Here is a 24,402-nt window from a genome sequence, read left to right as displayed (position 1 = left end):
TTGGTCTCTCCGTTATAAATCAAAACGATCAAAAAAATCAGCCGGTTATTCTACCACTGGCCTGACAGGGGTCGGCGCGGCGAATCGGCTTTCCGATCAACCGTTTAAAGCCTTTTTGCCGTGCGCGAAAGTTAATTGTAAGGTTTTCCGCGCGACGCAAGCGGATTCCTCCGGCAAATTCGTCAGCTGATTCCCAAATGCCGGCTAATCGATGCCGCGCGCGCGGTCCTCGTGGAAGCGCTTGCGGAAAGGCTCGAACAGTTTTGCGTCGATCGCGTCGCGCATTTCCTGCATCAATTCGAGGTAGTAGTGCAGGTTGTGAATCGTGTTCAATTGCGCACCGAGGATTTCCCCTACACGATGCAGATGATGCAGGTAGCCGCGTGTGAAATTTCGGCAGGTGTAGCAGCCGCATTGCTCGTCGAGCGGGCGCAGCGAGTTCTTGTGCGCGGCGTTGCGGATCTTGATGTCGCCGAAACGGGTGAAGAGCCAGCCGTTGCGCGCGTTGCGGGTCGGCATCACGCAGTCGAACATGTCGACGCCGGCGGCTACGCCCGCCACCAGGTCTTCGGGCGTGCCGACGCCCATCAGGTAGTGCGGCTTGTCGGCCGGCAGCTTGGGGCCGATGTGATTCAGCACGCGCATCATGTCTTCTTTCGGCTCGCCGACGGACAGGCCGCCGATCGCGAGACCGTGGAAATCCATCTCAGCGAGACCCGCCAGCGATTCGTCGCGCAGGTCTTCGAACATGCCGCCCTGGACGATGCCGAACAACGCGTTCGGATTGCCGAGGCGGTTGAATTCGTTGATCGAGCGCTTGGCCCAGCGCATCGACATGCGCATCGAATCGGCGGCTTCCTGATGCGAAGTCGGCACGTTGTTGGTCGCGTAGGGCGTGCATTCGTCGAACTGCATGACGATGTCCGAGTTCAGCACCTTCTGGATCTGCATCGACACTTCCGGCGACAGGAAGAGCTTGTCGCCGTTGATGGGTGACGCGAACGTGACGCCATCTTCTGTGATCTTGCGCAGATCACCAAGCGAAAATACCTGAAAACCACCCGAATCCGTCAGGATCGGCTTCTTCCAGCCCATGAAGCCGTGCAGGCCGCCGTGCGCCTCGATCGTCTCCAGGCCCGGGCGCAGCCACAGGTGGAAGGTGTTGCCGAGGATGATCTGCGCGTGCATTTCTTCGAGCTCGCGCGGCTGGACCGCCTTCACCGTGCCGTAGGTGCCGACCGGCATGAAGATCGGCGTTTCGACCACGCCGTGATTCAGCGTAACGCGGCCGCGGCGTGCCTGGCCGTCAGTGCCGAGCAGTTCGAATTTGAGGCCGTTGTCAGGGCGCTCGCCGTGGCTCGCGCAGGTAGTGCAGGTACCGCTTGTATCGTGGGTATGACCGTCGGTCATGGGGGACTCCTGTGCTACCGGAGAACAGTCCGGCGCAAATGATGAACGCCGCCGGGTAGGCCACGGCGGCTGGGTAAAAAAACGGTTCAAGCGTCGCGGCGCGTGAGCAGCATCGCGTCGCCATAGCTAAAGAAGCGGTAACGCTGTTCGATCGCGTGGCGGTAAGCCTCGCGAATCGTTTCTACGCCCGCGAAAGCCGACACCAGCATCAGCAATGTCGACTTCGGCAAATGGAAATTGGTCACCAGCCGGTCAACCACGCGGAATTTATAGCCCGGCGTGATGAAGATGTCGGTTTCCGTGCTGGCCGCGCCGAGCGGGCGTCCGGCGGCTTCAGCATCGCGCGCGGCGGCTTCGAGCGCGCGCATCGACGTCGTGCCCACGGCGATCACGCGGTTGCCGCGCGCACGCGTCGCCGCGATCTTGTCGGCGAGCGATTGCGGCAGGTGATACCACTCGCTGTGCATCTTGTGCTCGGCCAGATTCTCCACCCGCACCGGCTGGAAGGTGCCCGCGCCGACGTGCAGCGTCAGCGTCGCGCGCTCCACGCCGCGAGCGTCGAGTCGCGCGAGCAGTGCGTCGTCGAAATGCAGGCCGGCAGTGGGTGCGGCCACCGCGCCCGGGTTTTGCGCAAACACCGTCTGATAGCGGGTTTCGTCGGTCGCGTCGGGGTCGTGCTCGATGTACGGCGGCAGTGGCAGGCGGCCGAATTGCTCGATCAGCGTGAGACAGTCGTCCGGGAAATGCAGCGTGTAGAACGGCTCGACGCGTTCGCCGACTGTCACGTCGAACGCGTCGGCGAGACGAATCGTGGTGCCCGGCTGCGGGCTCTTGCTCGCGCGGATCTGCGCGAGCGCGGTGCGCTCGCCCGTGAGGCGCTCTACCAGCACTTCAATCTTGCCGCCACTGGCCTTCTGGCCGAGGAAGCGTGCCTTCAGGACTTTGGTATCGTTGAAGACCAGTAGATCGCCAGGCGCGATGCACTCGGGCAACTCGGCGAAGCGGCGGTCGATCAGGTGCGCGGCGTCGCTCGCGTCGGCCGTGTGGGCCACTTCAAGCAGACGGCTGGCGCTGCGCTCGGGCAGCGCGACTTGCGCGATCAGCTCGGGCGGCAGATCGAAATCGAAATCGGAAAGCGTAAACATGCGGACGACTGGAAGCGAATTGGGACTGAATTGAGCCGAAGCCGGAGCCGGGCGGCTATGATTGCGGGACGCCGGAGCGGCCCGCGAGCCCGCGTGCTGCTTGGCGGCGACACCTTTGACAGCCGATATTGTACTTGCGAAGCAACCCATGCCTTTGTCCGAACGCCGATTGCCCTCCGCTACCGATGAAGTGAGCGCCGAGCCGAAGCGCCGCGTCTCGCGGGGCAAAGCAGCGGCGGCCGATCAGAACGACCTTGGCGGTGGCGTCGCGCCGGAGAGCGACAACGCCGCGCGTGAAGGCGAAATGGTTGACCCATTCGGCGACAAGCCTGCCGGCAAATCCGCGGGCAAAGCCGCCAGGAAGCCTGCAGCCGAAGCCGGCGCCAAGCCCGCGGCCAAACCCGTCGACAAGCTCGCCAAACTCGGTCTCACGCGCGACATCGATCTGGTGTTGCACCTGCCGATGCGCTACGAAGACGAGACCTCGCTGACACCGATCGGGCATTTGCTGCCGGGTGGCATCTCGCAGACCGAAGGCGTGGTGTTCGACAACGAGATCGCCTATCGCCCGCGCCGCCAACTGCTGGTGAAACTGCGCGACGACGCCGGCGACGAACTCGTGCTCCGCTTTCTGAATTTCTACGGTTCGCAGGTCAAGCAGATGGCAATCGGCGCGCGGCTACGCGTGCGCGGCGACGTACGTGGCGGTTTCTTCGGCATGGAGATGGTGCACCCGGCAGTGCGCGTGGTCGACGAAGACACGCCGCTGCCGCAAGCGCTGACGCCGGTCTATCCGAGCACTGCGGGCGTGACCCAGGCGTATCTGCGCAAATCGATCGACAACGCGTTGTCGCGCACCTCGTTGCCGGAGTTGTTGCCCGAGCCGATCGCGCAAGCTTATTTGCAGCCGCTCGGCGTGCCGGCGCTGATGGAGGCGGTGCGCACGCTGCATCACCCGGGCGTGCAAGCCGATGAAAACGCGCTGATGGATGGCACGCATCCGGCGTGGGTGCGGATCAAGTTCGAAGAATTGCTGGCGCAGCAGATGTCGTTGAAGCGCGCCCATGACGAGCGCCGCACCCGTGCGGCGCCGGCCATGCCGCGCCGCAAGCTGGGCGACGAAGCGGCGCTGGTGGCGCGTTTGCTGAAGGCGCTGCCGTTTTCACTGACGGCGGCGCAGGAGCGCGTGGGCGGCGAGATCGCGCTCGATTTGACGCAGCCTCATCCGATGCAGCGCTTGCTGCAGGGTGACGTCGGCAGTGGTAAGACGATCGTGGCCGCGCTGGCAGCGGCACAGGCGATCGACGCCGGCTATCAGGCCGCGCTGATGGCGCCGACCGAAATTCTCGCCGAACAGCACGCGCGCAAATTGCGCGGCTGGCTGGAGCCGCTCGGCGTAAGCGTCGCGTGGCTCGCCGGCAGTCTGAAGGCGAAGGAAAAGCGCGCTGCGATTGAAGCAGCGGCGCTTGGTACTGCGCAGCTCGTCATCGGCACGCACGCGATCATCCAGGACGCAGTCGAGTTCGCGCGGCTGGGGTTGGTGATCGTCGACGAACAGCATCGCTTCGGCGTGGCCCAGCGCCTCGCCTTGCGCGCCAAGGCGCAGAACGCCGCCGACGGGGCGAGCGATTTCCAGCCGCACCAATTGATGATGTCGGCGACGCCGATTCCGCGCACGCTGGCGATGACCTATTACGCCGACCTCGACGTCTCGACCATCGACGAATTGCCGCCTGGACGCACGCCGATTCTGACCAAGCTCGTTTCCGATGCGCGGCGCGAAGAGGTGATCGGCCGCGTGCGCGAGGCTGCATTGACGGGGCGCCAGGTGTACTGGGTGTGTCCGTTGATCGAGGAAAGCGAGACCTTGCAGTTGCAGACCGCGGTGGAGACCTACGAGACGCTAGTGGCCGCGTTGCCCGAGTTGAACGTCGGGCTGGTGCACGGACGCCTTGCGCCGGCGGAGAAGGCCGCAGTGATGGATGCATTCACGCGCAACGAAGTGCAGCTTCTGGTGGCGACGACGGTGATCGAAGTGGGTGTCGATGTGCCGAATGCGTCGCTGATGGTGATCGAACATGCCGAGCGGTTCGGCCTCGCGCAGTTGCATCAGTTGCGCGGGCGGGTGGGGCGTGGGAGTGCGGCTTCGGTCTGCGTGTTGCTCTATACCGGTCCACTCTCGATGACGGCGCGGGCGCGCTTGCAGACTATGCGCGAGACGACCGACGGCTTCGAAATCGCCCGGCGCGACCTCGAGATTCGCGGTCCGGGAGAGTTTCTGGGCGCCCGGCAGTCCGGCGCGGCCATGTTGAGGTTTGCCGATCTCCAGAATGACCAGTGGCTCATCGAGCCGGCCAGAGAGGCCGCCGCGGCTTTGCTCGAAAAGTATCCGGAGGTGGTGTTGCAGCATCTGGCCCGCTGGCTCGGGGCGCGGGAGCAGTATCTGAAGGCTTGAGGAAGCGTCCTTGACGGCAGATACGCTCGTCAGCCAGGCCGGCAAAGGACCAAAAAGTTGGCGAACCGACCCTATAGGTGTATAACTAGAACCTATCGAACTCATCGCACTGATTGGTCCCCCAATGACGCTCACCGAATTGAAATACATCGTCGCGGTTGCCCGCGAACGGCACTTCGGCCGGGCCGCCGAAGCGTGTTTCGTTAGCCAGCCGACCCTGTCGGTGGCCATCAAAAAGCTCGAAGACGAGCTCAACGTACAGATCTTCGAGCGCGGCACCAGCGAAGTCAGTGTCACGCCGATCGGCGAACAGATTGTCACGCAGGCGCAGCGCGTCCTCGAACAAACGCTCGCCATCAAGGAGATCGCGAAACAGGGCAAAGACCCGCTGGTCGGGCCGTTGCGGCTCGGCGTCATCTATACGATTGGGCCGTATCTGCTGCCTACGCTCGTCAAACAGATGATCAAGCGCGTCCCGCAGATGCCGCTGATGCTGCAGGAAAATTACACGGTCAAGCTGATCGAACTGCTCAAGCAGGGCGAAATCGACGTCGCCATCATGGCGCTGCCGTTCCCGGAAACGGGTCTCATGCAACGTCCGCTCTATGACGAGCCGTTTGTCGTCGCACTGCCCTCCGGTCACGCGTGGGAAAACCGCGCGAAGATCGACGCCGAGGATCTGAAGCAGGAAACCATGCTGCTGCTCGGCAGCGGCCACTGCTTCCGCGACCATGTGCTGGGCGTCTGCCCGGAACTGATGCGTTTCTCGCAGAACGCGGACGGCATCCAGAAGACCTTCGAAGGTTCGTCGCTGGAAACCATCCGCCATATGGTGGCGAGCGGTGTCGGCATTACCGTGCTGCCGCGCATGTCGGTGCAGGAGGTCAAGCCGCACGCCGGCGGTATCGACGCGGGTCTGCTCAGCTATGTCGCCTTCGACGAACCTGTGCCGGATCGCCGTGTGGTGCTTGCGTGGCGCAAGAGCTTCACGCGGACGCCCGCGATCGACGCCATCTGCGACGCCATCAACGCCTGCGATCTGACGGGCGTCAAAAAGCTCGATCTGCCTGTCGCCGTCAACTGACCGGCTATACCCGCGCCCACGCCGGACCGGCCGCACACTCTCTGCGGCCGGTCCGGCGGCACTCAAGGCGCCGATTGTCGAATTCCCTATCGAATAGATATAATTAATCAAACACGTTAATTCGATAGCATTGTTATAGTTTCCTCCATGGATCGCCCGATCCCATCAGACCCGGAGGAAATCATGACGCAGCCGAACTCGCAGCAAGCCCCAACTGTCCTCGCTCAACCCGCCCGCATGACCACCGGCAGCACCGGCACGTTCGCCGCGTCGGTGCGCGGCATGGGCACGGTTGCGTTGTCCTTGCTGGTCGATCGGGCCCTGTCCGCATAAGCCGTAGGCATCAGCGCGCCGCACCTCTCCCCGCATTCCGTTTCCGATCAAAGCCACTCAGGAGTACCGCATGTCCGAACGTAAGCTCACCAATGCAGCCGGCGCACCCATCGCCGACAACCAGAACTCGATGACCGCCGGCGCGCGCGGTCCGGTCGTCCTGCAAGACGTCTGGCTGCTCGAAAAACTCGCTCACTTCGACCGCGAAGTGATTCCCGAACGCCGCGTTCACGCCAAAGGTTCGGGCGCATTCGGCACGCTGAAAGTCACGCAGGACATCTCGCGTTTCACGAAGGCGAAGGTGTTCGCCGAGGTCGGCAAGGACACGCCGCTCTTCATGCGCTTCTCGACGGTGGCGGGCGAACGCGGCGCCGCCGACGCGGAACGCGACGTGCGCGGTTTCTCGATCAAGTTCTACACGGAAGAAGGCAACTGGGACGTAGTCGGCAACAACACGCCGGTGTTCTTCATCCGCGATCCGCTGAAATTTCCGGACTTCATCCACACGCAAAAACGCGACCCGTACACCAACATGCGCAGCAATATCGCGGCATGGGATTTCTGGTCGCGTCATCCGGAGTCGTTGCATCAGGTCACCATCCTGATGAGCGATCGCGGCATTCCGCAGAACTTCCGCCAGATGCATGGCTTCGGCTCGCACACGTACTCGTTCATCAACGCGAACAACGAGCGTTTCTGGGTGAAGTTCCATTTCAAGTCGATGCAAGGTATTGAGAACTTTACCGATGCCGAAGCGGCACAAGTAGTCGCACAGAACCGTGAAAGCGCGCAACAGGATCTGCTCACGAGCATCGACGCAGGCAACTTCCCGAAATGGCGTTTTGCGATTCAGGTGATGCCGGAAGCGGAAGCCGCGAACTATCGCTTCAATCCGTTCGACATCACGAAGGTGTGGTCGCAAAAGGACTACCCGTTGATCGACGTCGGCACGATCGAACTGAATCGCAACGCGGCGAACTATTTCGCGGATGTGGAGCAGGCCGCGTTCACACCCGCCAACGTGGTGCCGGGTATCGGCTTCTCGCCGGACCGTCTGTTGCAAGGCCGTTTGTTCTCATATGGCGACACGCAGCGTTATCGCCTCGGGATCAATCACCATCAGATTCCGGTGAATGCGCCGCGCTGCCCGGTCCACCATTCGTTCCATCGCGACGGTGCGATGCGCACGGATGGCAACCTCGGCGGCAACGTGAATTACGAGCCGAATCGCTTCGGCGACTTCGCGCAGGACAGCAACGCGGCGGAGCCGCCGCTCGCAGCGGGGACGGTCGATCGTTACGAGCATCGCGAGGACGAGGACTACTACACGCAGCCGGGCATGCTGTTTGCACTTTTCGATGCGGCGCAGCGTCAGCGGCTGTTCGGCAACATCGCACGCCATATCAACGGTGTGCCGCAAGAGATCGTCGCGCGTCAGATCGAACATTTCCGTCGCGCCGATCCGGCTTATGCGCAAGGCGTGATCGCCGCGTTGGCCGAACTTGCCGAAGGCGGCAAGAAGTGAGCAGTTGAAGTGAGTTGATGTAGCAGGACGGGGCGCATCGGCGCCCCGCCGGTATTGATACGAATCGAGGAAGCACGATCATGATCCAGATGATGATGTCCGCCATTGGCGGCTCGCCGGCCGCTCGCGGCAAGCAACGGCACTACGCATCGACGCTGCGCAAGGCAGTCGGATTCGCGATCTTCTCGAGCGGACTCGTGGTGATCGTCGCGCAAGCCGTGCAACATGCATTGGGTGCGTGATTGAACGCGGGATTACGGGTGCGGCAAGCGACCACGCGTCACACGAACGCAGCGGCTTTCTAAGCTAAACTGGCGGGCGTTCGACGTGCCGGGTTTGCTAGCCGCACGCCGTCACTCTACCTACCGGTTCGTATCACTCTTCAAAGGAGTCATCATGGCCAAGAAAGAAGCTGTACAGCACGTCAATATCGGAATCAGCGACAAGGATCGCAAGAAGATCGCAGAAGGTCTGTCGCGCTTGCTCGCCGACACCTACACGCTTTATCTGAAGACCCACAACTTCCACTGGAACGTGACGGGTCCGATGTTCAACACGCTGCATCTGATGTTCGAAACGCAGTACAACGAGCTGGCGCTTGCGGTCGATTCGATCGCTGAACGCATCCGCGCACTGGGCGTGCATGCGCCGGGCAGCTACAAGGAATTCGCGAAGCTGTCGTCGATTCCGGAAGCGGACGGCGTGCCGGCAGCGGAAGACATGATCCGCCAGTTGGTGGAAGGCCAGGAAGCCGTGGTGCGCACCGCGCGCGCGATTTTCCCGTCGACGGAAGCCGCCAACGACGAGCCGACCGCTGACCTGCTGACGCAACGCATGCAAACGCACGAAAAGACCGCGTGGATGCTGCGCTCGATGCTGGCTTAAATGCTCGCTTTAGCGTTCCGGGCGTTGTGTCCGGAATTTCAGCGCGGCGCTTGAGCGTTAAGTTGAGTTGAGTAGCAAAACAAACAAAGCCTCCCTTTGCGGGAGGCTTTGTTTTTTGCGGTGCCGGATCCGGATTCAACTGTAGCTCAAGGCCAGGCTGCAGTTGCGGCCTCGGTTTTGGCACCCGGAAGGTCAGCTTCGCCCGCCTGAAGACTGCCTTCAGTCCGCATCCCGTAAAATAGCGGCACCGTCTGCACTTCATCGAATCCGCCCATGTTCGCCCGACTTCCCCTGTATCTGCGCCTCGTGCGCATGGACAAGCCGATCGGCAGCCTGCTGCTGCTGTGGCCGACGCTTAATGCGCTGTGGATTGCCTCCGACGGTCATCCGTCGTGGCCGCTGCTGGTGATTTTCACGGTGGGTACTGTGCTGATGCGCTCGGCGGGCTGCGCGATCAACGATTACGCGGATCGCGACTTCGATCGCTACGTGAAGCGCACGGAAAACCGGCCGATCACATCGGGCAAGATCAAGGCATGGGAAGCGGTGGCGCTGGCGGCCGGCCTGTCGCTGCTGGCCTTTCTGCTGATTCTGCCGCTGAATACGTTGACGAAGGAGTTGTCGGTGGCGGCGCTGTTCGTCGCCGGCTCGTATCCGTTCACGAAGCGCTTCTTTGCGATTCCACAGGCGTATCTTGGCATCGCGTTTGGTTTCGGCATTCCGATGGCGTTCGCCGCGATTCAGGATCACGTGCCGATGCTCGCCTGGGTCATGCTGTTGGCCAACGTGTTCTGGTCGGTTGCGTACGACACCGAATACGCGATGGTCGATCGCGACGACGACATCAAGATCGGTATCCGCACGTCGGCGCTGACCTTCGGCCGCTTTGACGTGGCGGCGATCATGCTGTGCTATGCGGCGACGCTGGGGATTTACGTCGGCATCGGCGTCATGCTCGGCTTCGGCGTGTTGTATTGGCTGGGATGGGCGGCGGCGGTGGGCTGCGCGATCTATCACTACACGCTGATCCGCAATCGCGAGCGCATGGCGTGCTTCGCGGCGTTCCGTCATAACAACTGGCTGGGCGGCGCGTTGTTTGTCGGTATCGCAGCGAATTACGCGGCGGCTTCGTTTTAATTCTTGCGCGCTTCTGTTCCGCCGCGGACGCCGCCTCGGATGAGTTCGAGGCGCAGCGTCCTTGGGCGTACTTTCTACTTTCCTGCCGTGCTGGCAATTGCCAGCTGATCGCCAGCTGAGCGCCCTTACAGCTTGCCGAACTCGTCGCCCATTTCCCTGGCGCGCGCATTGGCGGCAAGCGCGCCGCGTACGATCGCATCCTTGATCCCGCTCGCATCGAACGAGGCCAGCGCGGCCGCCGTGGTGCCGCCCTTCGACGTCACACGTTCGCGCAACAGGCTCGGCGGCTCGTCCGAGTTCGCCGCCAATTGCGCGGCACCCGTGAACGTCGCGACTGCCAGCGCGCGGCCTTGCGCTTCATCCATACCGAGCTGGCGCGCGGCTTCCTGCAGCGCCTCGATGAAATAAAACACGTAAGCAGGGCCACTGCCCGAGATCGCGGTGACGGCGTCGATTTTCGCTTCGTCGTCGAACCAGACGGTTTCGCCAACTGCGCCCAGCACCTGAGAGGCGAGCGCGCGGCCGGCTTCGTCGACGCTGCCGGTTGCGACGAGGCCGGTTACGCCCATGCCGATCAGCGCGGGCGTATTCGGCATCACGCGCACGATGCGCGCGTGGCCGTTCAGCCAGCGCGACATGTCATCCATGCGAATACCCGCGACGATGCTGATCGCCAGTTGCGACGCTGTCAGATGCGGCGCCAGTGCCTCGGCGACACTCTTCAGGATCTGCGGCTTCACCGCCAGCACGACGGCGTCGTACGACGCGAGCGCAGCGTCCGCGGCGGCGCCGGTCTTGACGCCGAATTGCTGCTCATTGCGTTTGCGCGCGTCTTCGTTGGGGTCGATTGCGTACAGGTCAGTGGGCGCGACGCCGCGCTTGATGAGACCGCCGATCAACGCGGCGGCCATATTGCCACCGCCGATAAAAGCAATTTTCATGATGTTCCGAAAGAAGTGCCGTGAGGTGTCGAGAAGAGAAAGGTCTGAAACGGTCAGTGAGAGTAATCGCGCGAGCCGAAAATCGCGGTGCCGACGCGCACGATTGTCGCGCCTTCCAGCACGGCGGCTTCGAGGTCGCTCGACATGCCCATCGAGAGCGTATCGAGTTCGAGGCCGTCGTTACGCAGACGCTCGAACAGTTCACGCAGTTGCCGATGCGGTGCGCGCTGTTCTTCGATGCTGCCGGCCGGCTCCGGAATCGCCATCAGGCCGCGCAGGTTCAGTTTCGGCAGCGCGGCGATTGCCTGCGCGACCTCGACGGCCTCGGGAATGCTCGCACCGCTTTTCGATGCTTCGCCGCTAATGTTGACCTGCAGGCAGACGTTCAAGGGCGGCAGGTTGTCGGGGCGCTGCTCCGACAGCCGTTGTGCGATTTTCAGGCGGTCGACCGAATGCACCCAATCGAAATTCTCGGCAACCGGGCGCGTCTTGTTCGATTGCAACGGTCCGATGAAATGCCATTCGAGCGCGGCCCGCAGATCGGCCAGCGCTTCGATCTTGGTGATGGATTCCTGCACGTAGTTCTCACCGAACGCGCGTTGGCCGGCTGCGTAGGCGGCGCGCACGTCTTCGGCGGGAAACGTCTTCGAGACCGCGAGCAGGGTGATCGAACGCGGATCGCGTCCGGCTACCTGCGCGGCGAGGACAATGCGCTGCTGCACCGCTTCGAGGTTGTGAATCAGATCGGGCATGGAACGGAACCGGAAGTCTGGCGAAAGGCGATGATCGAATTATACGGACGCCGCCATCTCGTGCCGCTTTATGCCCCTGCGGGATAGGCGCACGCACTTGCGGTGATGTACCGCAAGCCACGTGCCGCGCTTATTGTCGAAATCGTTCGCCTCAGGCGGACAACATGTGCTCCACCAGTTCGATCCAATGCGCGACCGGCGTGGACGTGCCGCTTTGCAGATGCGCAATGCAGCCGACGTTGGCCGACACGATCACCTGCGGCTCCTGCGCCTGCAGCCGCTCGAGCTTCTGGTCGCGCAGTGCGTACGAGAGCTTGGGCTGGGTCAGCGAATAAGTCCCGGCCGAGCCGCAGCAGAGATGATTGTCGGCGGGCAGGCGCACTTCCACGCCGAGCGCCGTCAGCAGATGTTCGACCTTGCCGCGCACCTGCTGACCATGCTGCAACGTGCACGGCGGATGGAACGCCACCGTATGGATCGCGCGGCGGCGTGTCACGGCGACGAGCGCTTCTTCGAATTCCGGCAAAATCTCCGCGACGTCGCGCGTCAGCTCGGTCACGCGGCGCGCCTTCTCCGCGTACGCGGGGTCGTTGCGCAGCAGATGCCCGTATTCCTTGACCGTCGCGCCGCAGCCGGACGCGTTCATCACGATCGCTTCGACACCCTGTTCGATATACGGCCACCACGCGTCGATGTTGGCGCGCAGGTCGTCGAGCGCTTCGTCGTTGTAGCCCAGGTGCAGACGGATCGCACCGCAACAGCCTGCGTCGGGCGCGATCAGCGTTTCCACGCCGAGCGCATCGAGCACCCGTGCCGTCGCGACGTTGACGTTCGGCATCATCGACGGTTGCACGCAGCCGGCGAGCATCAGCATCTTGCGCGGATGTTTCGCGGTCGGCCATTCGAGCGGACGCTGGCGCGCGGGCACCTTGTCGCGCAGTTTCTTCGGCAGGAGCGGGCGGATATGCTGACCGATTCGCATGGTCGGCGTGAACAGCGCGCTGTTCGGCACGAAGCTCGCGAGCAGCCGGCGCACCATCCGTTGGCCGAACGGGCGCGTGACCTTTTCCTCGGTGATCTTGCGACCGATCTCGACCAGCCGGCCGTATTGCACGCCGGAGGGGCAGGTCGTCTCGCAGTTGCGGCAAGTGAGGCAGCGGTCCAGGTGAACCTGGGTGCTGCGCGTGACCGCCGCGCCTTCCACCATCTGCTTGATCAGATAGATGCGGCCGCGCGGGCCGTCGAGTTCGTCGCCGAGTATCTGATAGGTCGGGCAGGTCGCGGTGCAGAAGCCGCAGTGCACGCAATTGCGCAGGATGGCGTCGGCTTCGTCGCCATCGGGCGTGTTGCGAATGAAGTCCGCGAGGTTGGTTTGCATCGCGTCGCTCAGAAGTCGGGGTAGAGGCGGCCGCGATTGAAGATGCGGGCCGGGTCGAAGGCGGTTTTCAGGCCGCGATGGATTTTCATCAGCGGTGCGGGCAGCGGTGTGAAGACTCCGGCGCTGCGGTCGTAGCCATAGCCGCTACGAAAGATGGTGGCGTGGCCGCCGGCCTGTTTGGCGCTGATGCGCACGGTTTGCGCGTCAGTGTCGGTGATCCACCAGCGCTGGCCGCCGCCCCATTCCATCAGTTGCGCGCCGGGCAATTGCATTGGCTCGGTGATCGACGGCAGCGCGAGGCGCCAGAGCGCGGCCTTCGGCGGGATGGCCGCAAAGAACGAGTCGGTCTGTTCGCGCAGGCCGGCCCAGAAGCGCTCCGCTTCGACGGCATCGACGACTTCGCCGCCGAGCGCCGTGCGCGCCGCTTTGACCGCGGCTTCCGCGCCGGCCATCCGCACGGCCAGCGTGCCGTGACGCCAGGCGCTCGCCGTGATCGGCAGCGGGCGGCCGCCCCATTCGTTGAGCTTGCGGACTGCATCGGTGCCGTTCATGTCGAATTTGAGCGTGGTTTCGGCCTGCGGCAGCGGCAGTACCTTGACCGACAGTTCAAGGATCAGTCCAAGGGTGCCCAGCGAACCCGCCATCAAGCGGGAGACGTCGTATCCGGCGACGTTCTTCACCACCTGGCCGCCAAAATGCAGCACCTGGCCCTGGCCGTTCATGATGACCGCACCCAGCACGAAGTCGCGCGCCGCACCGGCCGACGGGCGGCGTGGCCCGGCGATGCCTGCCGCGATGCAGCCGCCGAAGGTGGCCTGCGGCCCGAAGTGGGGCGGCTCGAAGGCGAGCATCTGATGGTGTTCGGCGAGGGCGGCCTCGATCTCCAGCAGGGGCGTGCCCGCGCGCGCCGTGATGACCAGCTCGGCCGGGTCGTAGGCGATGATGCCGCGATAAGCGCGCGTGTCGAGGATGTCACCTTCCAGCGTCTGACCGTACCAGTCTTTGGTGCCGCCGCCACGGATGCGCAGTGTGCGCCCTTCGGCGCTGGCTGAACGCACGCGTTCAGACCAAACGGCGACGATGTCGTCCTCTTCCATGGTGTCCTGCTTCGTTGTGTTTCGATTGATTGTACCGGGCGGCAGCGCGCTGGCAACCCGGAGCGGACCCGCATCGGGTAATCAGGGTGGGAGCGGGGAAGCGCTTGGGGCTTGGGACTTGTGGATGTGCCGGTGGGAAGCGCACGCAGGGAGGCGGGCTGGTCGTGGGCGGGGGGTCCCGCTATGTGGACAGGCGGCGCGGAGCCGGGCGTCGGCCGCACCATATGACGCTGCGGGCCCGTCTTGGGCCGGCAGCGGCATCAGCCGTCTTAAAACCGCGGCAGGTCCGGGTGCGGCAGCAAGCCGCCGCGCACGTGCATCTTGCCGTACTCGGCGCAACGCGCGCGGGTGGGAATGCCCTTGTCGGGATTGAGCAAGCCCGGCGCGTCGAAGGCGCGTTTGACCGCGTGGAATGCGTCGCGCTCTTCGGGCGAGAACTGCACGCACATCGAATTGATTTTCTCGATGCCCACGCCGTGCTCGCCGGTCACCGTGCCGCCCAGCTCCACGCAGGTTTCGAGAATGTCTGAACCGAAGGCTTCGGCCCGGTGCCACTCGTCCATATCGTTGCCGTTGAACAGGATCAGCGGATGCATGTTGCCGTCGCCGGCATGGAATACGTTGATGCAGCGCAGGCCGTATTTCTTCTCCATGACTTCGATGCGCGCCAGCAGCGGCCCGATACTGCGGCGCGGCACGGTGCCGTCCATGCAGTAGTAATCGGGCGAAATGCGGCCCGCCGCGGGAAACGCATTCTTGCGCCCGGACCAGAAGCGCAGCCGTTCATTCTCCGAGCGCGAAATCTGGATGCGGGTTGCACCCTGTTCGCGCAGCACCGCGGTCATGCGCACGATTTCGTCGGCGACTTCTTCAGCCGTGCCGTCCGATTCGCACAGCAGGATCGCCGCCGCGTCGAGGTCGTAGCCCGCGTTGACGAATTCTTCGACCGCGCGCGTAGCCGGTTTGTCCATCATCTCCAAACCGGCCGGAATGATGCCTGCTGCAATGATGCCGGCGACCGCGTTGCCGCCTTTGACGACGTCGTCGAAACTGGCCATGATGACCTGCGCCGTTTGCGGCTTCGGGATCAGCTTGACAGTGACTTCGGTGACGATCGCGAACATGCCTTCGCTGCCGATCAGCACCGCGAGCAGATCGAGCCCGGGCGCGTCGGGCCCGAGCGAACCGAATTCGACGATGTCGCCTTCCATCGTCACGGCGCGAACACGCAGCACGTTATGCACGGTAAGGCCGTACTTGAGGCAGTGCACGCCGCCCGAATTCTCGGAGACGTTGCCGCCGATCGTGCAGGCGATCTGCGACGACGGATCGGGCGCGTAGTAAAGGCCGTAGGGCGCGGCGGCTTCGGAGATCGACAGATTGCGCACCCCCGGTTGCACGGTCGCGGTCCGGGCGTACGAGTCGACTTCGACGATCTTGCGGAAGCGCGCAAGCGACACCACCACGCCGTGCCGGATCGGCATTGCCCCACCGGACAAACCGGTGCCCGCGCCGCGCGGCACGATCGGCACGTCGAGCCGGTGGCAGATCTGCACGATGCGCTGGACCTGCGATTCCGTCTCGGGCAATGCGACCGCGAGCGGCAGACGTCTGTACGCGGCGAGGCCGTCGCACTCGTAGGCGACGGTGTCTTCTTCGCGATACAGCAGACAGTGGTTCGGCAGCACGGCCATCAGCGCCTGCACGACTTCGCGCTGGCGCTGGGCGAGAACTTCAGCCGTCAGTTCGACGGGTGCGTTCATATGACTTGTCTCCTCGTGTCTTTCACGCTGCGTGCCCGGTCAAGCCTGGTTGTGCGGCAGTTGGCGTTGCCGCTGCCGCCCCTTGAGCGTTGACGATTTCTCAAGCCGCCCAGGAAAAGATCTTGCCCGGGTTCATCAGATTGTGCGGATCGAGCGCGTGTTTGATGGAGCGCATCGTGTCGACCGCGACTTCGCCGTGTTCTTCGAGCAGGAAGTTCATCTTATGCAGACCGACACCGTGCTCGCCCGTGCAGGTGCCGTCCATGCGCAGCGCGCGTTGCACGATGAGATGGTTCAGGCGCTCGGCCTCGACGAGCTCTTCGGGCTTGTTCGGATCGATGAGGATCGCGACGTGGAAGTTGCCGTCGCCGACATGGCCGACGATCGGGCAGGGCAGCGGCGACTCCTTCAGATCCAGCTCGGTTTCCATCACGCATTCCGCGAGACGCGAGATCGGCACGCACACATCCGTCGTGACGGCGCGGCAGCCGGGTTTCAGTTGCAACATCGCGAAATAGGCGTTGTGGCGCGCGTTCCACAGGCGGCTGCGGTCTTCCGGCCGGGTGGCCCATTCGAAGCCTTCGCCGGCATTCTGCGCGGCGAGCTCCTGCACGAGTTCGGCTTGCTCTTTCACACTGGCTTCAGTGCCGTGGAATTCGAAGAAGAGCGTGGGAGCCTCACGCAACGTCAGGTTCGAATGGCGATTGATCGAGCGGATCGCAAGCGAGTCGACGAACTCGACGCGTGCAATCGGCACGCCCATCTGAATCGTTTCGATGACCGCGTGCACCGCATCGCCCATCGATGGGAACGTGCAGACCGCGGCCGAGACCGCTTCCGGTTGCGGATACAGGCGAACGGTGATTTCGGTAATCACGCCGAGCGTGCCTTCCGAGCCGACGAACAAACGCGTGAGGTCGTAACCCGCCGACGACTTGCGCGCGCGCGTGCCGGTCTTGATCACGCGGCCGTCGGCGAGAACCACCGTCAGCCCGAGTACGTTCTCGCGCATCGTGCCGTAGCGCACGGCGTTGGTGCCCGAGGCGCGCGTGGCCGACATGCCGCCGATGCTCGCGTCAGCACCCGGGTCGATCGGGAAAAACAGGCCGGTGTCGCGCAGTGCTTCGTTCAACTGCTTGCGCGAAATACCGGGTTCGACGGTGACGGTCAGGTCTTCGGCGTTGATCGACAACACGCGGTTCATTTCCGACAGGTCGATCGATACGCCGCCTTGCACCGCCAGTAGATGCCCTTCGAGCGACGAACCGTTGCCGTAAGGGATGATCGGTACGTTGTACTGGCCGCACAGCCTGACGATGGTTTGCACGTCTTCCGTATTGCGCGCGAATACGACGGCGTCGGGCAGTTGGGGATCGAACGGCGATTCGTCGCGGCCATGGTGGGTGCGCACGGCTTCCGCGGTGGACACGCGTTCGCCGAAAACGGCTTTGAGGGCAGTCAGCAACTCGGCGGGAAACGGCCGGCGTAGCGGGGCCGGCGGCACGGGATGATTCACGCATGTCTCCTGATATTGGGGCGGAGCTGTTCTACAGCTTGTGCTTCATTTTACGCCGATCACCCACGGGGCGGCGTTGGGGACGGCTGCCGCTCCTATAATGGCGGCGACCTCACGATGCGCGCAATATGGATAACCCGGTGGCCAGCCTGGTGGCTTACTTACCGGATTCACCGGATGGATTCGCCGGCGTCGCGCAGACGCATCGTTACTGAATGAATGGATGGGAGACATCATGGGCAACCGCTTGAACAAGATCGCCACCCGTACGGGCGACGACGGCAGCACCGGCCTCGGCGACGGCCGGCGCGTGCGCAAAAACAGCGCGCGCATTGCCGCAATCGGCGACGTCGATGAACTCAATTCGAATCTCGGCGTGTTGCTGTGCGAAACGCTGCCCGACACGGTGCGGGCGGCGCTGGTTGCGATTCAGCACGACCTGTTCGATCTTGGCGGCGAGCTCTGCATTCCCGGCCACACAATGATTACCGACACGCATCTCGGCCAACTCGACGACTGGCTGGCCGATTACAACGCGACCCTGCCGCCATTGAAGGAATTCATTCTGCCCGGCGGCTCGCGCGCAGCCGCACTGGCGCATGTGTGCCGGACAGTGTGCCGGCGCGCCGAACGGTCGATCGTTGCCCTCGGTGAAAGCGAGGCGGTCAATGAGGCGCCTCGCCAGTACGTGAACCGCTTGTCCGACCTGCTGTTCGTGCTCGCGCGCGTGCTCAATCGCGCGGAAGGCGGCAGTGACGTGTTGTGGCAGCACGATCGCAGCGCCGGCTAACACGGTGCTTCGGTCCCTTTAAACACCTGTGACAATCTGTCCGGGGCAAAACTCCTCCTTAAAGATGTATCGTAAATGAATCTTTAAGGAGGAGTCGTTATGACCGCACTTACCGCCGACCAGATCGCCCGTGTCAAAGCCACCGTTCCTGTGCTTGCCGTACACGGCACGACCATCACCAAACACTTTTACAAGCGCATGTTCGCGCACCATCCCGAGTTGAAGAACGTCTTCAACCAGACTCATCAGAAGAGCGGCAATCAGCCGGAGACGCTGGCGAAGGCGGTATATGCATATGCCGCCAATATCGATAACCTCGGCGCGCTGGGTCCCACCGTCTCACGTATCGCGCATAAGCACGTGAGTCTGAATATCCGGCCGGAACAGTATCCGATCGTGGGACGCCACCTGTTAGGCGCAATCGTTGATGTGCTCGGCGACGCAGTCGATCAGGAGACGCTCGGCGCATGGGAAGTCGCTTATGGGCAGCTCGCGGATATTTTCATCGGCACAGAGGCCAAGCTCTACGAAGGTGCTGCGTGGAGCGGCTTCCGGCCGTTCAAGGTGGCGCGCAAGGAAGTGGAGAGCGATGAAATCACGTCGTTCTATCTGACGCCCGCAGATGGCTCGCCAGCCTGCGGCTTTGAGCCTGGCCAATATCTGAGCGTGAAGCGTTTCGTGGATGAACTCGGCGTCGATCAGCCGCGGCAGTACAGCTTGTCGGATGCGCCGAACGGCAAGTGGCTGCGTATCTCGGTGAAGCGCGAAGCCGGCCGCGAAGATACAGCACCCGGCCATGTATCGAACCTCCTGCACGACGGTGTGGAAGTGGGCGCGGTGGTGCATGTCAGCGCACCAGCGGGCGACTTCACGCTGGACCGCAAGAAGACGACACCCGTGGTGCTGATGAGCGGCGGCGTGGGCGTGACCCCGATGACCTCGATGCTCTCCACGTTGCTTGCCGACCAGAGTGCGCGCAGCGTGACCTTCGTGCATGCCTGCCGCAATGGCCGGGTGCACGCGTTCCGGCAGTGGCTGAACGATACGGTCGCAGCGCATCCCAACGTCACGCGTGCGGTGTTCTATGAAGCCATTGAAGCGTGCGACCGCGCTGGTATCGACTACGACTTCGAGGGCCGCCTTGACCTCACGAAAATCGCCGGCAAGGTGATCGTTCCCGACGCGGACTACTACATCTGCGGGCCGGTGCCGTTCATGCGCGCGCAATGCGAGGCGTTGGCCTCGCTCGGTGTGGATGCGGCGCGGATTCACACCGAAGTGTTCGGTTCAGGCGCGGTGGAGTAAAACAAAGGCGCACGGCAAGCGACGTGTGAAAGCACGCGAGGGCGCGCCGTGCGCGTTACCCAACTGCCAGCGTGACCGGCTTCCCGATCCGGCTCATCATTTCGACCAGGGTATCGATAGTGAACTTGGTGGTCTTCTTGTTGACCACGTCTGACACGCGCGGACGCGACACCATCAGAATTTCGGCCGCCTCGGCCTGCTTCAGATGATGTTGTTCGATCCAGCTGGACAGCTCGGTCATCAGCTGTTCCTTGAGCAGCCGCGTGTCGTTGATCTGTTTTTGCGAAGCGGCGTGCAAGCGCTTCGCTTCTCCGGCGGAAAAGCCGAGTTCGAGAAACAGGTTTGCGCCGGGTTTTGTTACGTGACGGATTTTCGTGTCGATCGTCATTTGTTAAGTTTTCCTATCATTGATGATGGCGCGGTACCGCATCTCGGCGATCTTTCTATCCTGCGGCGGTAGCTTCTGCGTTTTCTTCTGGAAACAATGCAGTACATACAGCGCTTCCACGAACTTGGTGACATACATCACGCGGTAAATACCGTCAGCCTCCTTGATGCGAATCTCGCGTGTTCCAGCACCGATCGAGTCAAACGGCTTCCAGTCGTCTGGGTCGAGACCTGCCTGAATCTTGCCAAGCTGAAATCCAGCCCGCCGACGTGGCTCTTCGGGAAAGGCGAGTAAATCGTGATAGCTGGAACCCATCCAGCGAATTTCTTTTTCGTGCTCCATAACCGCCTTTCATGTACAAAATCTTATACGCAACACTCAGCCTGGTCAAGTCGTATCCGACCCGGCAACGAGTTGTTACGGTACAGAGGCGGCGAATGGAGCACCATTCGTCCGTTCGGCTAACAAAAAACCCGGCTACGTGAGCCGGGTTTTCGTTGAGTCAACTACAGCGATTGCGCAGAGGCGCGTAGAGACTTTTTAGTTGCCGCTGCCGCGCGCCACACGCCGTTGCTTGATCGCTTCGGCGAGACCCTCCAGCACGGTGACGCTTTCGTCCCAGCCGATGCAGGCATCTGTGATGCTCTGGCCGTACGTCAGCGCGCAGCCTTCCTGCAGATCCTGGCGGCCCGCGATCAGGTGCGATTCCACCATCACGCCGACAATCCGTTCGTCACCCGAAGCAATCTGACGGCCGATGTCCGCGCACACCGGAATCTGGTTCTCGTGCTTCTTCGAGCTGTTCGCATGGCTCGCGTCGATCATCAGGCGCGCCGCGAGGCCGGCCTTGCCGATGTCGGCGCATGCCGCGTTGACGCTGTCTGCATCGTAGTTCGGCGTCTTGCCGCCGCGCAGGATGATGTGGCAGTCCTCATTGCCAGCGGTCGAGACGATAGCCGAGTGACCGCCCTTGGTGACCGACAGGAAATGGTGCGGCTGCGACGCGGCCTTGATCGCGTCCACGGCGATCTTGACGTTGCCGTCCGTGCCGTTCTTGAAGCCGACCGGGCACGACAGTCCCGAAGCCAGCTCACGGTGCACTTGCGACTCGGTCGTGCGCGCGCCGATCGCACCCCACGAGATCAGATCTGCAATGTACTGCGGGCTGATCATGTCGAGGTATTCGGTGCCAGCCGGCAGGCCGAGTTCGTTGATACGCAGCAGCAGTTCGCGCGCGGTGCGCAGGCCGTCGTTGATCTTGAAGCTGTTGTCCATGTGCGGGTCGTTGATGAGACCCTTCCAGCCCACCGTCGTACGCGGTTTTTCGAAGTACACCCGCATCACGATTTCGAGTTCGCCGGCGAAGCGCTTGCGCTGTTCGACGAGACGCCCGGCGTATTCCATCGCCGCCTTCGTATCGTGAATCGAGCACGGTCCGATGATGACGATCAGACGGTCTTCCATGCCGTGCAGGATGCGATGCATCGCGTTGCGCGAGTTGTAGATCACGTCGGACACCGTTTCGTCGCAAGCGAATTCGCGGATCAGGTGAGCGGGCGGCGTGAGTTCTTTCAATTCGCGGATGCGGACATCGTCGGTGTTGTGCGGGGGCATGTTTGTTCTCCTGAATCGGTCGTAGCGTGTTCGCGCGGGCAATGAAGGCTGCAATCAGACGGCAATCAGGCAGCGATGCCACGGCGAACAACAATCAAAAAGATTTCAACGGCAAAAGTTTCAAAGGCGTGAGGCGAAAAAAAAACCGCCAGGCTAGCTGGCGGTTTTCGTGAATTCTGGGTGTCTTGCGTGCACTAACACCCCTCTCGATCCGCCAGCGGTCTGAGATGCCAAAAAAAGTAAAAGTAAAACTTGGCGGACATGGCGAAATTGGGTCGCTGGTCAAAAAGGGTGAGTGACTTTATAACCCGTGCAGGCTGGGCTGGCAAGCTGCAGGGGGTAAAAATGCGGCAAATCCGCATACTTCGAACATTATATGCACGAAGTATGCGTCTACACCAAAATCAGGCCGTACCGCCGACCGTCATCTTGTCGATACGCAGCGTCGGCTGACCGACGCCCACCGGCACGCTCTGGCCTTCCTTGCCGCACACGCCGACGCCCGAATCGAGCTTCATGTCGTCGCCGATCATGCTGACGAATTTGAGCGATTCCGGCCCGCTGCCGATCAGCGTCGCGCCCTTGACCGGGTAGGTGACCTTGCCGTTTTCGATCATGTACGCCTCGGAGGCCGAGAACACGAACTTGCCGTTCGTGATGTCGACCTGGCCGCCGCCGAAGTTCACCGCGTACAAACCGTTCTTCACGGACGCGATGATTTCCTGCGGGTCTTTGTCGCCGTTGAGCATGTACGTGTTGGTCATGCGTGGCATCGGCAGCGCGGCATACGATTCGCGGCGCGCATTGCCCGTGACCGGCATCTTCATCAGGCGTGCATTCAGCGTGTCCTGGATGTAGCCCTTCAGGATGCCGTCTTCGATCAGCGTCGTGCACTGGGTCGGATTGCCTTCGTCGTCGATGTTCAGCGAGCCGCGGCGGTTCGGCAACGTGCCGTCGTCGACCACGGTCACACCCTTCGCCGCAACCTGCTCGCCGATTCGACCCGCGAACGCCGACGATCCCTTGCGGTTGAAGTCGCCTTCGAGGCCGTGGCCGATCGCTTCGTGCAGCAGCACGCCGGGCCAGCCCGGTCCAAGGACCACAGTCATCGCGCCGGCCGGAGCCGGGCGGGCGTCGAGGTTCACGAGCGCGGCATGCACGGCGTCGTCGACATAACCCGACAGCACTTCGTCAGTGAAATAGCCGTAGTCGAAGCGGCCACCGCCGCCGCCGCTGCCGATTTCGCGGCGGCCGTTCTGCTCGGCGATCACCGTGACCGACACGCGCACGAGCGGACGGATATCGGCCGCAAAGCCGCCGTCGCTGCGTGCGACCAGCACCACGTCGTATTCACCGGCGAGGCCAGCCATCACTTGCTGGATGCGCGGATCGCGGCCACGCGCCATCTGTTCGATGCGCTCGAGAAGCTTGACCTTGGCGGTCGCGTCGAGCGAATGCAGCGGATCGGACGGCAGGTACAGATCGCGCCCGGCAATGCCGGTCAGCGACGAGGCCACCTTGATCTTCTGCTTGCCGCCGCCCGCCTTGGCAATCGAACGGGTGGCGAGCGCCGCCTGACGAATTGCCTCGGGCGACAGATCGTCCGAATACGCGAAGGCAGTGCGATCGCCCGCCACGGCGCGCACGCCAACACCCTGGTCGATGCTGAAGCTGCCCGACTTCACGATGCCTTCTTCGAGACTCCACGCTTCGCTGCGCGTGTACTGGAAGTACAGGTCGGCGTAATCGATCTTGTGCGTGAAGATTTCGGCGAGCGTGCGGGTGAGCAGGGATTCGTCGAGACCGTAGGGCGTCAGGAGAATGTCCTTGGCGGTGGCGAGATTACGGATACCGGGTTCGATGATGTTCATGCGAAGTATGTTCTGCTCGATACGAAGGATTCGGTTAGCGCTTCTATCACCACTATATGAGTGACGGGCGCCGCACTTTCAATGTCAGGTAATACGTCAGCAGCTCAGCACGCGGTGACGCCAGGCGGGCAGGCTCTGCCGCACTTCGTCGATGCGCGCACGCTCGAGATTGCCGCTCACCACGCCGGCGCCTTCGTCGCGCACCGCGACGACTTCGCCCCACGGGTCGATCAGCATGCTGTGGCCCCATGTCCGGCGGCCGTTTTCATGTTTGCCGCCTTGCGCGGCGGCCAGCACGTAACACTGGTTTTCGACCGCCCGGGCGCGCAGCAGCATCTCCCAATGCGCGCGGCCGGTGGTGTAAGTGAACGCCGACGGAACCACGATCAGCGCGCAGTCGCCCATGCGCCGGTACAGCTCCGGAAAGCGCAAATCGTAGCAGACCGACAGGCCGACCCGGCCGAACGGCGCCTCGAAGGTGCGGACTTCGCCTCCGGGGCAGATGGTGCGCGCCTCGTCGAACGATTCTTCGCCCTTTTCGAAATTGAATAGATGGATCTTGTCGTAGCGCGCGGCCTCGTTGCCTTGCGGGTCGAACACCAGCGTGGTGTTCAGGACGCGTGCGGGTTCCTGCGACATCAACGGCAAGGTGCCGCCGATCACCCACACCTTGTGGCGGCGCGCGGCGTCGGCGAGAAAGCGCTGGATCGGGCCGTCCTGGTAGGGCTCGCGCACGGCGAGTTTGTCTGTGTCCTTGAAGCCCATGAAGCAGAAGTATTCGGGCAGCAGGACCAGTTGCGCGCCGTCGGCGGCGGCTTCGGCGATCAGGCGCTCCGCTTCGGCCAGATTGCGTTCGCGATCCGGCGTGCTCACCATCTGCAACGCAGCAAGGCGAAAGGCGCTTTCGGGGGACCCGCCGGACGCCGCAGTGGGCGAGGCGGTGGACGACGCAGCGGACGAAGATGAAGAGACGTGTGTTTCGCTCATGAGCGTTTCGAAAAACTCCCGGCAAG

22 protein-coding genes are annotated in these 24,402 nt (G+C 62.8%); 9 read left to right on the top strand and 13 right to left on the bottom strand.

Annotation, left to right across the window (positions count from 1 at the left end; all coding sequences use genetic code 11):
* Window positions 1-204 precede the first annotated feature (204 nt).
* Complete coding sequence (gene tgt / locus KHO33_RS31410; protein WP_054037755.1) at window positions 205-1,410, bottom strand: tRNA guanosine(34) transglycosylase Tgt; 1,206 nt, start codon at window positions 1,408-1,410, stop codon at window positions 205-207.
* Between the two features lie 86 nt (window positions 1,411-1,496).
* Window positions 1,497-2,555: a tRNA preQ1(34) S-adenosylmethionine ribosyltransferase-isomerase QueA gene (queA, locus tag KHO33_RS31405; protein WP_200563820.1), complete on the bottom strand. Its 1,059-nt coding sequence runs from the start codon at window positions 2,553-2,555 to the stop codon at window positions 1,497-1,499.
* 148 nt (window positions 2,556-2,703) lie between these two features.
* Between queA and recG the strand changes: the two genes are divergently transcribed.
* The 7 genes from recG to ubiA all read left to right on the top strand — a co-directional run bounded on the left by recG (window position 2,704) and on the right by ubiA (window position 9,974).
* A complete protein-coding gene (gene recG / locus KHO33_RS31400) occupies window positions 2,704-5,010 on the top strand; it encodes an ATP-dependent DNA helicase RecG (RefSeq protein ID WP_200563818.1) in 2,307 nt (768 codons plus the stop codon).
* A 124-nt stretch (window positions 5,011-5,134) separates the two neighbouring features.
* On the top strand, window positions 5,135-6,094 hold the full coding sequence (locus tag KHO33_RS31395; RefSeq protein WP_054037761.1) for a hydrogen peroxide-inducible genes activator: 960 nt from the start codon (window positions 5,135-5,137) through the stop codon (window positions 6,092-6,094).
* Window positions 6,095-6,277: 183 nt separating this feature from the next.
* Window positions 6,278-6,427: a hypothetical protein gene (locus KHO33_RS31390; RefSeq protein ID WP_200563817.1), complete on the top strand. Its 150-nt coding sequence runs from the start codon at window positions 6,278-6,280 to the stop codon at window positions 6,425-6,427.
* A 70-nt stretch (window positions 6,428-6,497) separates the two neighbouring features.
* A complete protein-coding gene (locus KHO33_RS31385) occupies window positions 6,498-7,952 on the top strand; it encodes a catalase (RefSeq protein ID WP_200563815.1) in 1,455 nt (484 codons plus the stop codon).
* Between the two features lie 80 nt (window positions 7,953-8,032).
* Window positions 8,033-8,194 carry a hypothetical protein gene (locus KHO33_RS31380; protein ID WP_200563813.1) on the top strand — a complete coding sequence of 54 codons (162 nt, stop codon included), beginning with the start codon at window positions 8,033-8,035 and terminating at the stop codon, window positions 8,192-8,194.
* A gap of 154 nt (window positions 8,195-8,348) precedes the next feature.
* On the top strand, window positions 8,349-8,837 hold the full coding sequence (locus KHO33_RS31375; protein ID WP_054037764.1) for a Dps family protein: 489 nt from the start codon (window positions 8,349-8,351) through the stop codon (window positions 8,835-8,837).
* A 273-nt stretch (window positions 8,838-9,110) separates the two neighbouring features.
* The gene (ubiA, locus tag KHO33_RS31370; RefSeq protein WP_200563811.1) at window positions 9,111-9,974 is read left to right on the top strand and encodes a 4-hydroxybenzoate octaprenyltransferase; all 864 of its coding nucleotides are present in this window, start codon (window positions 9,111-9,113) and stop codon (window positions 9,972-9,974) included.
* 125 nt (window positions 9,975-10,099) lie between these two features.
* Here ubiA and proC read toward each other — a convergent pair whose 3' ends face one another.
* From proC to KHO33_RS31340, 6 genes are all read right to left on the bottom strand, one after another.
* The gene (gene proC / locus KHO33_RS31365) at window positions 10,100-10,915 is read right to left on the bottom strand and encodes a pyrroline-5-carboxylate reductase (RefSeq protein WP_200563809.1); all 816 of its coding nucleotides are present in this window, start codon (window positions 10,913-10,915) and stop codon (window positions 10,100-10,102) included.
* A gap of 53 nt (window positions 10,916-10,968) precedes the next feature.
* Complete coding sequence (locus KHO33_RS31360) at window positions 10,969-11,667, bottom strand: YggS family pyridoxal phosphate-dependent enzyme (RefSeq protein ID WP_200563807.1); 699 nt, start codon at window positions 11,665-11,667, stop codon at window positions 10,969-10,971.
* Window positions 11,668-11,818: 151 nt separating this feature from the next.
* A complete protein-coding gene (glcF, locus tag KHO33_RS31355) occupies window positions 11,819-13,045 on the bottom strand; it encodes a glycolate oxidase subunit GlcF (RefSeq protein WP_054037770.1) in 1,227 nt (408 codons plus the stop codon).
* An 8-nt stretch (window positions 13,046-13,053) separates the two neighbouring features.
* Entirely contained in the window at window positions 13,054-14,142 is a 1,089-nt protein-coding gene (glcE, locus tag KHO33_RS31350) for a glycolate oxidase subunit GlcE (protein WP_054037772.1), read from the bottom strand.
* A 269-nt stretch (window positions 14,143-14,411) separates the two neighbouring features.
* Entirely contained in the window at window positions 14,412-15,905 is a 1,494-nt protein-coding gene (locus KHO33_RS31345) for an FAD-linked oxidase C-terminal domain-containing protein (protein ID WP_093644629.1), read from the bottom strand.
* A 100-nt stretch (window positions 15,906-16,005) separates the two neighbouring features.
* Window positions 16,006-17,421, bottom strand: a complete 1,416-nt coding sequence (locus KHO33_RS31340) for an FAD-linked oxidase C-terminal domain-containing protein (protein ID WP_200563805.1) — start codon at window positions 17,419-17,421, stop codon at window positions 16,006-16,008.
* A 235-nt stretch (window positions 17,422-17,656) separates the two neighbouring features.
* Between KHO33_RS31340 and KHO33_RS31335 the strand changes: the two genes are divergently transcribed.
* The gene (locus KHO33_RS31335) at window positions 17,657-18,211 is read left to right on the top strand and encodes a cob(I)yrinic acid a,c-diamide adenosyltransferase (RefSeq protein ID WP_054037776.1); all 555 of its coding nucleotides are present in this window, start codon (window positions 17,657-17,659) and stop codon (window positions 18,209-18,211) included.
* Between the two features lie 99 nt (window positions 18,212-18,310).
* Window positions 18,311-19,516 (top strand): NO-inducible flavohemoprotein, encoded by a 1,206-nt coding sequence (gene hmpA / locus KHO33_RS31330; protein WP_200563803.1) that lies wholly within the window; start codon window positions 18,311-18,313, stop codon window positions 19,514-19,516.
* Window positions 19,517-19,571: 55 nt separating this feature from the next.
* On the opposite strand, the gene KHO33_RS31325 is transcribed toward hmpA, so the two are convergent.
* The 5 genes from KHO33_RS31325 to KHO33_RS31305 all read right to left on the bottom strand — a co-directional run bounded on the left by KHO33_RS31325 (window position 19,572) and on the right by KHO33_RS31305 (window position 24,376).
* Window positions 19,572-19,904 (bottom strand): helix-turn-helix domain-containing protein, encoded by a 333-nt coding sequence (locus KHO33_RS31325; RefSeq protein WP_054037778.1) that lies wholly within the window; start codon window positions 19,902-19,904, stop codon window positions 19,572-19,574.
* Between the two features lie 3 nt (window positions 19,905-19,907).
* Window positions 19,908-20,246 carry a type II toxin-antitoxin system RelE/ParE family toxin gene (locus KHO33_RS31320; RefSeq protein WP_054037780.1) on the bottom strand — a complete coding sequence of 113 codons (339 nt, stop codon included), beginning with the start codon at window positions 20,244-20,246 and terminating at the stop codon, window positions 19,908-19,910.
* A gap of 198 nt (window positions 20,247-20,444) precedes the next feature.
* Complete coding sequence (gene aroG, locus KHO33_RS31315) at window positions 20,445-21,518, bottom strand: 3-deoxy-7-phosphoheptulonate synthase AroG (protein ID WP_054037782.1); 1,074 nt, start codon at window positions 21,516-21,518, stop codon at window positions 20,445-20,447.
* Window positions 21,519-21,922: 404 nt separating this feature from the next.
* On the bottom strand, window positions 21,923-23,389 hold the full coding sequence (gene tldD / locus KHO33_RS31310) for a metalloprotease TldD (protein ID WP_200563801.1): 1,467 nt from the start codon (window positions 23,387-23,389) through the stop codon (window positions 21,923-21,925).
* Between the two features lie 96 nt (window positions 23,390-23,485).
* Window positions 23,486-24,376, bottom strand: coding sequence for a carbon-nitrogen hydrolase family protein (locus tag KHO33_RS31305; RefSeq protein ID WP_200563798.1), 891 nt, complete (start codon window positions 24,374-24,376; stop codon window positions 23,486-23,488).
* Window positions 24,377-24,402: the final 26 nt, after the last annotated feature.

Source organism: Paraburkholderia nemoris, assembly GCF_905221015.1.
In the GTDB taxonomy this organism is placed as follows: Bacteria; Pseudomonadota; Gammaproteobacteria; order Burkholderiales; family Burkholderiaceae; genus Paraburkholderia; species Paraburkholderia nemoris.
The sequence above is the reverse complement of the archived record's forward strand: the minus strand, read 5'-3'. Positions and strand labels throughout refer to the sequence as shown.